This is a genomic window from Serinibacter arcticus (assembly GCF_004786095.1).
GTDB classification, from domain to species: domain Bacteria; phylum Actinomycetota; class Actinomycetes; order Actinomycetales; family Beutenbergiaceae; genus Litorihabitans; species Litorihabitans arcticus.
Map to the genome: position 1 here is coordinate 137265 of NZ_RHPJ01000001.1, position 11874 is coordinate 149138.

14 protein-coding genes are annotated in these 11874 nt (G+C 73.8%); 1 reads left to right on the forward strand and 13 read right to left on the reverse strand.

Annotated elements, in window-relative coordinates; genetic code table 11:
- Positions 1-130: 130 nt before the first annotated feature.
- The 4 genes from dprA to SERN_RS00670 form a co-directional block, all read right to left on the reverse strand.
- Positions 131-1291 carry a DNA-processing protein DprA gene (dprA, locus tag SERN_RS00655; protein WP_135848222.1) on the reverse strand — a complete coding sequence of 387 codons (1161 nt, stop codon included), beginning with the start codon at positions 1289-1291 and terminating at the stop codon, positions 131-133.
- A complete protein-coding gene (locus SERN_RS00660; protein ID WP_135848223.1) occupies positions 1284-2807 on the reverse strand; it encodes a YifB family Mg chelatase-like AAA ATPase in 1524 nt (507 codons plus the stop codon). The genes dprA and SERN_RS00660 overlap by 8 nt, the downstream gene beginning before the upstream one ends.
- Positions 2804-3163 carry a YraN family protein gene (locus tag SERN_RS00665; RefSeq protein WP_135848224.1) on the reverse strand — a complete coding sequence of 120 codons (360 nt, stop codon included), beginning with the start codon at positions 3161-3163 and terminating at the stop codon, positions 2804-2806. Before SERN_RS00665 ends, SERN_RS00660 begins: the two co-directional genes overlap by 4 nt.
- Positions 3164-3285: 122 nt before the next feature.
- The gene (locus SERN_RS00670; protein ID WP_135848225.1) at positions 3286-3828 is read right to left on the reverse strand and encodes a CGNR zinc finger domain-containing protein; all 543 of its coding nucleotides are present in this window, start codon (positions 3826-3828) and stop codon (positions 3286-3288) included.
- A 139-nt stretch (positions 3829-3967) separates the two neighbouring features.
- Between SERN_RS00670 and SERN_RS00675 the strand changes: the two genes are divergently transcribed.
- Complete coding sequence (locus SERN_RS00675) at positions 3968-5023, forward strand: EamA family transporter (RefSeq protein ID WP_135848226.1); 1056 nt, start codon at positions 3968-3970, stop codon at positions 5021-5023.
- Here the strand turns inward: SERN_RS00675 and SERN_RS00680 are convergent.
- The 9 genes from SERN_RS00680 to ffh all read right to left on the reverse strand — a co-directional run bounded on the left by SERN_RS00680 (position 4980) and on the right by ffh (position 11869).
- On the reverse strand, positions 4980-5282 hold the full coding sequence (locus SERN_RS00680) for a DUF2469 domain-containing protein (protein ID WP_109228474.1): 303 nt from the start codon (positions 5280-5282) through the stop codon (positions 4980-4982). The two genes, SERN_RS00675 and SERN_RS00680, sit on opposite strands and share 44 nt — an antisense overlap.
- Positions 5279-6004: a ribonuclease HII gene (locus SERN_RS00685; protein ID WP_233251375.1), complete on the reverse strand. Its 726-nt coding sequence runs from the start codon at positions 6002-6004 to the stop codon at positions 5279-5281. The genes SERN_RS00680 and SERN_RS00685 overlap by 4 nt, the downstream gene beginning before the upstream one ends.
- Positions 6001-6744 carry a signal peptidase I gene (gene lepB, locus SERN_RS00690; RefSeq protein WP_135848227.1) on the reverse strand — a complete coding sequence of 248 codons (744 nt, stop codon included), beginning with the start codon at positions 6742-6744 and terminating at the stop codon, positions 6001-6003. The genes SERN_RS00685 and lepB overlap by 4 nt, the downstream gene beginning before the upstream one ends.
- Positions 6745-6822: 78 nt before the next feature.
- Positions 6823-7164: a 50S ribosomal protein L19 gene (gene rplS / locus SERN_RS00695; protein ID WP_135848228.1), complete on the reverse strand. Its 342-nt coding sequence runs from the start codon at positions 7162-7164 to the stop codon at positions 6823-6825.
- 158 nt (positions 7165-7322) lie between these two features.
- Entirely contained in the window at positions 7323-8720 is a 1398-nt protein-coding gene (gene trmD / locus SERN_RS16020; protein WP_199241464.1) for a tRNA (guanosine(37)-N1)-methyltransferase TrmD, read from the reverse strand.
- The gene (gene rimM / locus SERN_RS00705) at positions 8717-9295 is read right to left on the reverse strand and encodes a ribosome maturation factor RimM (protein ID WP_233251376.1); all 579 of its coding nucleotides are present in this window, start codon (positions 9293-9295) and stop codon (positions 8717-8719) included. Before rimM ends, trmD begins: the two co-directional genes overlap by 4 nt.
- Positions 9296-9408: 113 nt before the next feature.
- A complete protein-coding gene (locus SERN_RS00710) occupies positions 9409-9645 on the reverse strand; it encodes an RNA-binding protein (RefSeq protein ID WP_135848229.1) in 237 nt (78 codons plus the stop codon).
- A 5-nt stretch (positions 9646-9650) separates the two neighbouring features.
- Positions 9651-10127, reverse strand: coding sequence for a 30S ribosomal protein S16 (gene rpsP / locus SERN_RS00715; RefSeq protein WP_135848230.1), 477 nt, complete (start codon positions 10125-10127; stop codon positions 9651-9653).
- Positions 10128-10288: 161 nt separating this feature from the next.
- Complete coding sequence (gene ffh, locus SERN_RS00720; protein WP_135848231.1) at positions 10289-11869, reverse strand: signal recognition particle protein; 1581 nt, start codon at positions 11867-11869, stop codon at positions 10289-10291.
- Positions 11870-11874 lie beyond the last annotated feature (5 nt).

Sequence of the window (11874 nt, forward strand, 5' to 3'; positions counted from 1 at the left end):
GTGACGCACACCCGATGCGCCCCCCGTCCCCGTCCCCGTCCCCCCGCCGAGAACGCTCCCTGCGGTTCGTGGGCGGCGTCGGGGCCGCACCGGCCGTTCTTGACCACGGCTCGAGGCACCACCCGGGACCTCAGGTCGCGGTGCGGCGGTAGCGATCCCCCTCCCGTCGCACGTGACCCGCGAGCTCGAGCGCTCCGAGCGCGATCCGCACCTCCCGGGCGGCCAGCCCGCCCACGCGCGCGACCGACTCGAGCGTCGCCGCACCGCGGGCGGGGAGCGCCTCCCACACCTGGGCGTGCGAGCTGTCGAGGCCGGGCGGGGTGTCGCTCGGGCGGCGCACCGCGTCGTCGGACGGTTCGTCCGCCAGGTCCTCCCCCGCGCTCGCCATCAGCTCGCGAACCTGACCCGCGTCGCTGACGAGGACCGCGACCCCGTCCCGGATCAGGCGGTGGCACCCCGCCGACGCCGCGGAGGTCACGGGTCCCGGCACCGCTGCGACCGGTCGCAGCAGCCGGGCGGCGTGCATCGCCGTCGACAGGGTCCCGGAGCGCCAGCCCGCCTCGACCACCACGCACGCGCCCGCGAGCGCCGCGATCAGCCGGTTCCGGGTGAGGAACCGCGACCGGCTCGGTGAGCTGCCCGGCCCGAGCTCGGCGACGACCGCCCCGTCCCGCGCCACCCGTGCCAGGAGGTCCGCGTTCCCTGCGGGGTAGAACCTGTCCAGCCCGCCGGCCATCACCGCCACCGTCGCCCCTCCCACCGCGAGGGCCGCTCGGTGCGCGACGGCGTCGATGCCGAAGGCGCCGCCGGACACCACCGTCAGCCCCGAGTCCGCGAGACTCGCCGAGAGCTCTCCGGCGACGTGCTCGCCGTACCCCGTGCTCGCTCGAGCTCCGACGATCGCCACCGCGGGCCGACGCAGGATCCCCGGGTCGCCACGGACCCACAGGCAGTGCGGCGCCAGCACGTCGAGATCGTCGAGCGCCGCCGGCCACTCCTCGTCACCCGGGACGATCACGCGCCCGCCCAGCCGACGGATCCCCGCGACCTCGCGGGCGGGGTCCAGCCCCTCGACCCGCGGCGCCCACCGGGCGCGCGCCCGCTCCCACACGGGTGCGGGCCACAGTCCCGGCGGCGGTTCGGCGCGCGTCGAGCGCAACCATCCCAGCGCCCCTCGGTGGCCGAGGTGGGCCACGAGCGCCCCCGCCTGCAGGTCGCACGGCTCGGCGATCCTGCCCCAGGCCACCCTCGCCAGCACGGTGTCGTCCGCGTCCGGCAGCGGTTCAGCCATGACTCCCCCGGATCCGCAGCGTCATCGCCGCCGCGACCTCCTGCGTGCCCGGCCGCTCACGTCCCGCGAGGTCGGCCAGGGTCCACGCGACGCGCTGCACCCTGTCGGCGCCACGCAGGCTCAACGTGCCGCGGTCGACGGCCCGGGTCACCCCAGACATTGCCTCGCGGTCCATCCGGTGGTGCCGCCGCAGCCACGCCCCCGGCACCTCGGCGTTGGTGGTCCACGGGGTGCCGGACCACCGTTGTCGCATGCGCTCGCGCGCCTGCCGCACGCGGGCGGCGACCTGCGCCGTCGGCTCGCCCTGGTCACCCGCGAGCACCGCGGCGTTGCTCGGGAGCACGTCGACCTGCAGGTCGACCCTGTCCAGCAGCGGGCCCGAGAGACGCGACAGGTAGCGCCGCCGCTGGATCGAGCTGCACGTGCAGCCGACGCCCGTCCCGGAGCTGAGTCCGCACGGGCACGGGTTGGCGGCGAGCACGAGCTGGAACCGTGCCGGGTAGCGCGCGGAACCGGCCGCCCGGTCGATCACGAGGTAGCCCGACTCCAGCGGCTGGCGCAGCGTCTCCAGCACCCGGCTGGCGAACTCGGGCGCCTCGTCCAGCATCAGGACCCCGAGGTGGGCACGCGACGCGGCCCCGGGCCGCGGGATGCCGCTGCCGCCCCCGACGACGGCGGCCGCGCTCGCCGTGTGGTGCGGCGCCTCCAGCGGCGGTCGCGTGAGGAGCCCGCCGGCCGGGTCGAACACCCCGGCCACCGAGTGCAGCGACGTCACCTCCACGGCCTCGGCCTCCGTCAGGTCGGGCAGCAGGCCCGGCAGTCGGGACGCGAGCATCGTCTTGCCCGTGCCGGGTGGGCCGACGAGGAACAGGTGGTGGGCACCGGCAGCGGCGACCTCGAGCGCGAAGCGTGCTTCGCCCTGGCCCAGCACGTCGGCGAGGTCGGGCTCGTCCGCTGGCGCGGCGGGAGCGACGGCGATCGGCTCCCCCACGGCGTCGGGCACCTCGACGTCGCCCCCGTAGCGCGCGATCAGCTCAGCGAGGTGCCGCGCCCCCGTCGCCTCGATCCCGGGCACGAGTGCCGCCTCCGCGAGGTTGCCCGCCGGGACGACCACGCGCGTGAACCCCGCCCGCACCGCGGCGTGCACGGCGGGCAGCACGCCCCGCACGGGGTGGATGCGCCCGTCGAGACCGAGCTCGCCCAGGTGGACCACGCGCTCCGGGGCGTGCGGCGCGACACCGGCCGCGCGCAGCACGGCGATCGCCATGGCGACGTCGAACGCCCCGGCCTTGCGCAGGTCGGCGGGCAGCAGGTTGACCGTGATGCGCCTGGCAGGGAACGTCAGCCCGCACGACTGCACCGCCGCCCGGATGCGCTCGCGGGCCTCGCCGATGGCCGGATCGGGCCGACCCACGATCGTGAACGCCGGCAGCCCGAGCGCGAGGTGCGCCTCGACCTCGACCACGTGGCCGTCCATCCCCAGCAGGCTGACGGCGTGGCTGCGCCCGATGCTCACGACCCCACCCCCGGGACGTGCGTGAGCACCGGCGCCCCGCCGCGCGGCCAGAGGATGCCGATCACGTCGAGCCGCACGCCGCGCGGGCGCACCTCGTGGGCCGCCAGCCACAGCCCGGTCAACCGACGCAGCCGCGCCACCTTGGCGGGCGTGACCGCCGCGATCGGATCGCCGAACGCCGTCCCCGACCGGGTCTTCACCTCCACCACGACGAGGTCCTCGCCGTCCCGCGCCACGAGGTCCAGCTCACCACCCTCCCCGCGCCAGTTGCGCTCGAGCACCTCCCACCCCTGCTCGCGCACCCACGACGCCGCGAGGTCCTCACCCCGTCGTCCCAGGGCATCCTTCTCGGCCACGTCGACCACCTCCGAGCCCGAGGTTGGCACCGTCGTGCGACGCCTCGCCGTCGCCCCGTCATCACTGGCCGCCGCTGGTCCGTCCGCCTGCCCTGGGGACAGTCCGCCTCACCGGGCGGACCTCAGCCGCGCGCGGACCGCCGTGCACGGTAGGCCTCGACGTGCGCCCGGTTCCCGCAGTTGTTGACGTCGCAGAACCGCCGCGAGGAGTTGCGCGACAGGTCCACGAGCACCGCCTCGCACCCCTCGCACGTCCGCAGCCGGTCGAACGCCCCCGCCCGGACGACGTCGATCAGCGCCATCGCCGTCTCGACCTGGATCTGCGTGGCGAGGGCCGCGCCCGGTGCGTGCGCGTGCAGGTGCCAGTCCCAGTGGTCGTGCCGCACGAGCTGCGGCCGCGCACGCCCCTCGAGCAGCATCGCGTTGACCAGGCCGACGGCCTCGTCGCGGTCCACGCGCCACAGCCGGGCGAGGCCGTCGCGCACCTCGCGCACGGCCGTCAGCTCGGCCTCGTCGTGCGTGTGGGTGCCGGAGTAGTCGTGCGCGTCGTAGAAGTCGTCGAGAGCCTCGACGGTTCCCAGGCGGTCCTCGCCGTCGCGCATCCGAGCGGTGTTCACGAGGGCGGCGGCCGCGTGCAGCGACACCGTCGTGTCATGACTGAACATGTCGTTGACTCCTGACGTGGTGGACCACTAGCGTCAGCAGCATCGTAGCGTTTGACTCCTGACACGGACTCCTCACGCGCACTCCTGACACACGCTCCGGCCACTCCACCCCCGCCCCACCCTCGCGAAAGACACGCCCATGTCCGGTGCCCCGCTGCTCGACCCTCACACCACCCCCGTCGTCGGGCTCGGGGCAGCGGCCCCCGCGCCCGTCGCCGTCGACGGCGCAGCAGACGCCTCCAGCACCCGCCACCGCGGCCTGGGCCTGCTCGTCGGCCTGGCGGCCTCGGCCGCCTTCGCGACCAGCGGCCCGTTCGTGAAGCCGCTGCTCGAGGCGGGCTGGACCCCGGGTGGGGCGATCATCGTGCGCCTGACCATCGGCGCGGTCCTCCTGGCGGTCCCCACGCTCCTCGTGCTGCGTCGCACGCCGGGTGGTTGGCGCAGCGCACGCGAGAACTGGCGCTGGATCCTGGCGTTCGGGATCCTGGGCGTCGCCGCACCCTCGACCCTGTACTTCCTCGCCGTCGAGCGCCTGCCCGTCGCCGTCGCGCTGCTCGTGGAGTACACGGGTCCGCTGCTGCTGATCGGCTGGTCCTGGCTCCGCACGCGGCGCATGCCGCGCCCGGGCGTGCTCGTGGGGGCGAGCCTGGCGATGTTCGGCCTGGTCGCCGTGCTGGATCTCACCGGGAGCCTGGCGCTGGACCCCGTCGGCCTGATGTTCGCCGCCGGCTCCGCGATCGGCAACGCGTCCTACTTCGCTCTCACCGCCAGGCCGCTGACGATCCCGCCGCTCGCGATGGCCGGTCTCGGCATGGTGGTCGGTGCCGTCGCCGTCGTGCTCATCGGGGTGAGCGGGATCCTGGCGGTCCGGATGCCGTTCGTCGACGTCACGCTGCTCGACTCCCAGGTGCCCGCCTGGGTGCCGCTCCTGGTCGTGGGCGCCCTGCCCACCGCGGTCGCGTACGGGGTCAGCGTGATCTCGGTGCGGATGCTGGGTGAGCGCGTCGCCTCGTTCGTCGGCCTGGCCGAGGTCCTGTTCGCCGTGCTGCTCGCGTGGTTCCTGCTCGCGGAGCGCCCCACGCTCGCCCAGGGGCTCGGAGCCACCGCAGTGGTGGCCGGCGTCGCCGTCGTGCGCCGCTGGGCCGACCCCGCTACGGCACCTGCAGATCGGCCTTCGACAGCTCCTCGACGTTGACGTCCTTGAACGTCACCACCCGCACCTGCTTGACGAACCGAGCGGACCGGTAGACGTCCCACACCCACGCGTCGCTCAGCGTCAGCTCGAAGAACACCTCGCCGCCCGCCGAGCGCACCTGGAGGTCCACGTTGTTGGCCAGGTAGAACCGGCGCTCGGTCTCCACCACGTAGGCGAACAGGCCGACCACGTCGCGGTACTCGCGGTAGAGCGCGAGCTCCATGTCGGTCTCGTAGTTCTCGAGGTCTTCTGCGCTCACGAGACCATCATGCCCCGGTCGGCGGCCACGACGCCCGGCAGCCGCCACGAGCGGCGGTGCAGCGCCGTCGGACCGTGCTCGGCCAGCGCCGCGATGTGGAGCGGCGCCGCGTAGCCCTTGTTGCCGGCCCAGTCGAAACGCGGGTCCTCGGCGTGCGCCGCGCGCATCATCGCGTCGCGCTCCACCTTGGCCAGCACGCTCGCGGCCGCCACCGACGCGCACGTCATGTCGGCCTTGACGCGCGTCAGCACGCGAGGACCGTGAGCAGCGCCCGCGTCGGCGTCACCGCCGACGTCGTCGAACGCCGCGAAGAGGTCATCGGTCGGCGGCGTGTACCAGTCGTGGTTCCCGTCGAGCAGCACGACCGCGGGGGACACCCCCAGCACGGACGTCACCTCGGCCACGGCGCGGTGGCCCGCCAGGCGCAGCGCCGCGATGATGCCGATCCGGTCGATCTCCTCGGGACTCGCGTGCCCGACGGCGCCGGCCAGCGCCCAGCGCCGGATCGGAGGGCACAGCCGCTCCCGGGCCGTGGCGGGGAGCAGCTTGGAGTCGCGCAGCCCGCCGGGCTGACGACCCGTCGTCGCACCGACGACGGCGACACCCACGCTGACGGGTCCGGCCAGGCAGCCGCGACCGACCTCGTCCATGCCCGCGACGAGCACACCGTCCGCGGCGAGCTCACGCTCGAGCCGGAGCGTGGGGGGCTTGCCGACGGTCACGAGGGGTCCGGGACCTGCTCGAACGTCGCACCGGGGTTGCGGAGGAGGCTCCAGCGGTCCGCGGGCCAGATGACCGTGTTCGCGACGCCCACGACGTTGTCCATCGGCACCATGCCGCCGCCGGGATCACCCGCGTGGTAGCGGGAGTCGGCGGAGTTCGGGCGGTTGTCGCCCAGCACGAAGACGCGGTCCGCCGGCACGACGACGTCGAAAGCCAGGAGGCTCGGGACGGCGCCGTCGATCACGTACGGCTCGTCGATCGGCACGCCGTTGACGCTGATCCGACCCGAGTCGTCGCAGCACGTCACGGTGTCGCCGGGCAGGCCGACCACCCTCTTGATGAGGTGGGAGCCGGTGTTGGCGGGCAGCAGACCGACGAACTCGCCGACCTCGGTGAGGACGTTGCGGACCTCGTTGCCCTCGGTCGGCTGCGGCGGCAGCCAGCCGCCCGGATCCACGAAGACGACGATGTCGCCGCGGCTGACGTCGAACGGCCCGGGGGCGAGCCGCGAGACGAGCACGCGGTCACCCACCTGCAGCGTCGACTCCATCGACTCCGACGGGATGAAGAACGCCTGCGCGACGAACGTCTTGATGAGCAGCGACAGGATCAGCGCCGACCCCAGCACGATGACGGCCTCGCGCAGCGCCGAGGCGCCGCGGCTCCGTTGACGACGATTACCGCCGTCGCCGGCGGCGGTCTCGGAGACGCCGGAGCCCGGCTCGTCCAGGTCGGTCATGGTGATCCCTCCTGGACGGCCGGGCTCGGCGTCGCTACGAGTGCAGTGCCGACGTGATCACGCCGACGAGCGCTGAGGTCAGCGCTTCTCCTTGATCTTCGCAGCCTTGCCGCGCAGCTTGCGCAGGTAGTACAGCTTGGCGCGGCGCACGTCGCCGCGCGTGACGACCTCGAGGTGGTCGATCGCCGGGGTGTGCAGCGGGAAGATGCGCTCCACGCCGACGCCGAAGCTCACCTTGCGGATGGTGAACGTCTCGCTCACGCCACCGTGGGCGCGGGCGATGACGACGCCCTGGAAGACCTGGACGCGCGAACGCGAGCCCTCGACGACCTTGACGTGCACCTTGAGGGTGTCGCCGGCCCGGAAGGCGGGGATGTCGTCGCGCAACGACGCTGCATCGACGGAGTCGAGCTTCTGCATGAGTGCTCCTCATCGTGCGCCGGCAGGTCACACGCTGGATCGACGGCGCTCGAGGCACCGGGGTGATGGAGTGCGTGCCGTGCGAACCCGGGAGCACCCACCCCTGCGGCAGTGGGAGCGCGGGATCATCCGGAAGGATCTCCGCACGACTCGGCGCTCTAGTCTGCCACACCCGGGGCGAGGTCCTTCACCATCACGTGGTCGTGGTGGTCGACCTCACCCACGCGGTAGGTCCGCTCGCCGACGACGGCGAAGCCCGCGCGCGTGTAGAACGCGATCGCCGCGGCGTTGCGCGCGTTCACGCCGAGCCACAGGTGGTCGGCGCCCGCCGCACGCGCGTGCCGGACGGCGGCGGCCACCAGCGCGCGCGCGACACCGCTCCCCTGGGCCCGCGGGAGCACGTAGCACTTCGACAGCTCGGCGCCCGTGCCGTCGTGCGCGGGGGCGTCCGCGGACGGCGCACCCGTCCGCACCACGGCGTACCCGAGCGGCACGTCGCCGACGTCGCACGCGAGCAGCACCGCGTCGTCGGCCGAGGCGAGGTGCGCCTCGAACGCCCGGGGCGAGAGGTGGGCGGCGACGTGGGCGCGGATGTCGGCCATCGTCGTCTCGTCCGGGCAGGCCAGCGCGAACGTGGTGGCCGCCAGGTCGGCGACCAGTGCGCCCTCCCCCGCGACGGCGCGACGGACCGTCACCGGACCGATCAGGCGGCCGTGCCGCCCGGGGACGACGCCGGCAGCGGCGAGCGTGGCGAGGTCGACGGCGTCCAGCCCGTCCAACCGCGCCAGGAGCTCGGGGCGCCGCTGGACGGTCCGGGTCAGCGACTGGGCCCGGCGCCAGCGCGCGACGGCGCCGTGGTCGCCCGACAGCAGCACCGGCGGCACCTCGCGATCCTCCCAGCGCGCGGGCCGGGTGAAGACCGGGTACTCGAGCACGGCCTCGTGCGAGAAGGACTCCTCGACGACCGACTCGGGGTTGCCCAGCACACCGGGCAGGAGGCGGACGACGGCCTCGAGCAGCGCCAGCGCCGCGACCTCGCCCCCGTTCAGGACGAAGTCCCCGAGCGAGAACTCCACGACGCGGTCGACGTCGGACCGCTCGCGCAGCGCCGGGACCAGGCGGGCGTCGATGCCCTCGTACCGGCCGCACGCGACGACGGCGCGCACGCGGTCGCCGGCGCCGAGCTCGTCGGCGAGCTCCTGCGCGAACGCCTGCGTCAGGGGCCGGCCCGACGGCGTCGGGACGAGCACGACGAGCGCCCGCCCGTCCGTCCCGCCCTCGTCCACGCCGTCCCCGTCGCCCTCGGCGCCGGAGCGTCGGTGCGACGCCGTGGCCTCGATCGCGCGCTCCCACACGTCCGGCCGCATCACCATGCCGGCGCCCCCGCCGAACGGGGAGTCGTCGACCGTGCGGTGCCGGTCGTGCGCGTGCTCGCGCAGGTCGTGCACCCGCAGGTCCACCAGGCCGCTCGTGCGCGCCTTCCCGATCAGCGACAGGTCCAGCGGCGCGAGGTAGTCCGGGAAGATCGTGACGACGTCGACCCGGGGCACGCTCACGCGGGTGCCTGCTCGCCGTCGTCGGGCTGGTCGTCGCCCTCGAGCGACTCCTCCTCGAGCGGCTCGTCCGCCAGCAGCCCGCCGGGGGGTGCCAGGACGACGAACCCGCCGGCGACGTCGACCACCGGCACGATCGAGCGCACGAACGGCACCAGGGTGCGCGCCCCGGACGGCTCGCGCAGCACGAGCACGTCGTGCGCGGGCATCGCGCGCACCTCGAGCACCTCACCGAGTGCGCGGCCGTCCTGGCCGCGCGCCGCGAGGCCAGCGAGGTCGCTCGGGTACCAGGCGTCGTCCTCGTCCTGCGCCGGCGCGAGGATCAGCAGGCCGCGCATCGCCTCGGCGTCGTCGCGGTCGTTCACCTGCTCGAAGGCGATCGTGGCCTTCCCCGACGCCTGGCGCAGCTGCGAGACCGTGAGCTCGCCGACCAGGGGGTCGTCGGTCAGCACGGTGGTTCCGGCGGCCAGCCGCGCGCTGTCATCGGTCCTGATCTCGATGCGGACCTCGCCGCGCAGCCCGTGCGCGGCACCGATGCGGCCGAGGATGACGTGGCCCTCGGGGATGACACTGCTCAACGGTCGGCCTCTCGCTCGGGTTCGTGGGGGGAGAAACGACGAACCGCCCGTCCCGGGTAGGGAGGGCGGTTCGACGGTGCTGCTGGCGTTGATCTCGGGCGCGGGCGCCGGTGTCAGCGACGGTCGACGTCGACGACGTCGATGCGGACCGGCGTGGTGGTCAGGGACCCCACGACGGTGCGCAGCGCGCGGGCCGTGCGGCCCGCGCGGCCGATGACGCGACCGAGGTCGGCCGGGTTGACGCGCAGCTCGAGCAGCTCACCGCGACGCGCGGGGCGTGCGGTCACCTGGACGTCGTCCGGGTTGTCCACGATGCCGCGGACGAGATGCTCCAGCGCGTCGGCCAGCACGGTGCTCAGGCCTCGTCGGAGGAGGCTGCGGCGTCGTCGGACGAGGCGGACTCGTCAGAGGCCTTCGCGGCCTTGGCGGCGTCAGCGTCGGCGGCGGCCTTCTTCTCGGCGGCCTTCGCCTTGCGGAGCTCGGCGTCGGCGTCGGCGGCGGCGACGGCCTCGGCCGCAGCGGTCGCGTCGGCGGCGGCGTCACCCTTGCGACGCAGCGTGCCCTCGGCGCCCGGAAGGCCCTTGTGCTTCTGCCAGTCGCCGGTCACCTTGAGCAGCGCGAGAACCTGCTCGGTCGGCTGGGCGCCGACTCCGAGCCAGTACTGGGCGCGCTCGGAGGAGATGTCGATGTACGACGGCTCCTCGGTGGGGTGGTACTTGCCGATCTCCTCGATCACACGACCGTCCCGACGAGTGCGGGAGTCGGCGACGACGACACGGTAGTAGGGGGCGCGGATCTTGCCCAGGCGCTTGAGGCGAATCTTCACTGCCACGGTGGTGGTACTCCTGATGAGGTCGGGGTGAGAGCGACTCGTGCGGGCGTGGGGCACCCGCGGACTCGCTGCTCGGGACACGGCGTACCGCGGTGAGAGGGCCGCGACAGCCGGGTTCAACGGGACATTCTGCCAGATGCGCGGCGATGCTGCCGACGCCGTCAGCGACCGAAGAGCTTGCCGAGGCCCTCGGGGATCTCGAGCTTGGCGGGAGCGTCCTGCGGCGCACCCAGGCCGAAGGCCGAACCGGCGGGTGCGTCCTGCTTGCGCTCGGCCGCCGCGCGCTGGTCGGCGGCGCGCTTGGCCGGGTTGCCGCTCTTGGACTTCTTGCCCCGCTGCACGGGAGCGACCATCTTGCCCTTGGACTTCTTGCCGCCGCCGGGCATCGAGCCGAGGCCGAACCCACCTCCGGGAGCGCCCGGCATCCCGGGCATCCCGCCGCCGCGCGCCATCGAGCGCATCATCGTCTTGGCCTGGTCGAAGCGGTCGAGCAGACCGTTGACCTCCGAGACGGTGACGCCGGAACCGCGCGCGATGCGCGAGCGGCGCGAACCGTTGAGGATCTTGGGGTTGGTGCGCTCGGCCGGGGTCATCGAGCGCACGATGGCCTCGACGCGGTCGACCTCGCGCTCGTCGAAGTTCTCGAGCTGCTCGCGGATCTGACCCATGCCGGGCAGCATGCCGAGCATCTTCTTCATCGAGCCGAGCTGCTTCATCTGCTGCATCTGCTGCAGGAAGTCCTCGAGCGTGAAGTCCCCGTCGCCCGCGATCTTGTTCGCGAGGTCCGCCGCCTGGTCCTCGTCGAACGCGCGCTCGGCCTGCTCGATGAGCGTCATCATGTCGCCCATGTCGAGGATGCGCGAGGCCATCCGGTCGGCGTGGAAGCGCTCGAAGTCGCCGACCTTCTCACCCGTCGAGGCGAACATGACGGGCTTGCCGGTCACCGAGGAGACGGACAGCGCGGCACCACCGCGCGCGTCGCCGTCGAGCTTGGACAGCACGACACCGGTGAAGCCGACCCCCTCGGCGAACGCGTTCGCCGTCGTGACGGCGTCCTGACCGATCATCGCGTCGATGACGAACAGGGTCTCGTCGGGGTTGACCGCGTCGCGGATGTCGGCGGCCTGCTGCATCAGCTCGGCGTCGATGCCGAGCCGGCCGGCCGTGTCGACGACGACCACGTCGTAGAACTGCTCGCGGGCGTGCGCGACGCCGCGGCGCGCCACCGCGACCGGGTCGCCGACGCCGTTGCCCGGCTCGGGCGAGAACACCGCGACACCGGCACCCTTGCCGACGATCTCCAGCTGCTGCACGGCGTTGGGCCGCTGCAGGTCGGAGGCCACCAGGAGCGGCGTGTGGCCGGCGTCCTTGAGCCACTTGCCGAGCTTCCCGGCCAGGGTCGTCTTACCGGCGCCCTGGAGACCCGCGAGCATGATCACGGTCGGCGGACGCTTGGCGAAGGAGATCTCGCGCGTCGCGCCACCGAGGATGCGGGTGAGCTCCTCGTGCACGATCTTGACGATCTGCTGCGCGGGGTTGAGCGCCTTGGACACCTCCGCCTCGGTCGCGCGCTCGCGCACCGTGGCGGTGAAGTCGCGCACCACGGGGAGCGCGACGTCGGCGTCCAGCAGCGCGCGCCGGATCTCCGCGATCGAGGCCGCGATGTCGGCGTCGGACAGGCGGCCGCGGCCCCGGAGGGAGGAGACGGCCGCGTTGATGCGGTCGGACAAAGTGGCGAACACGGCTT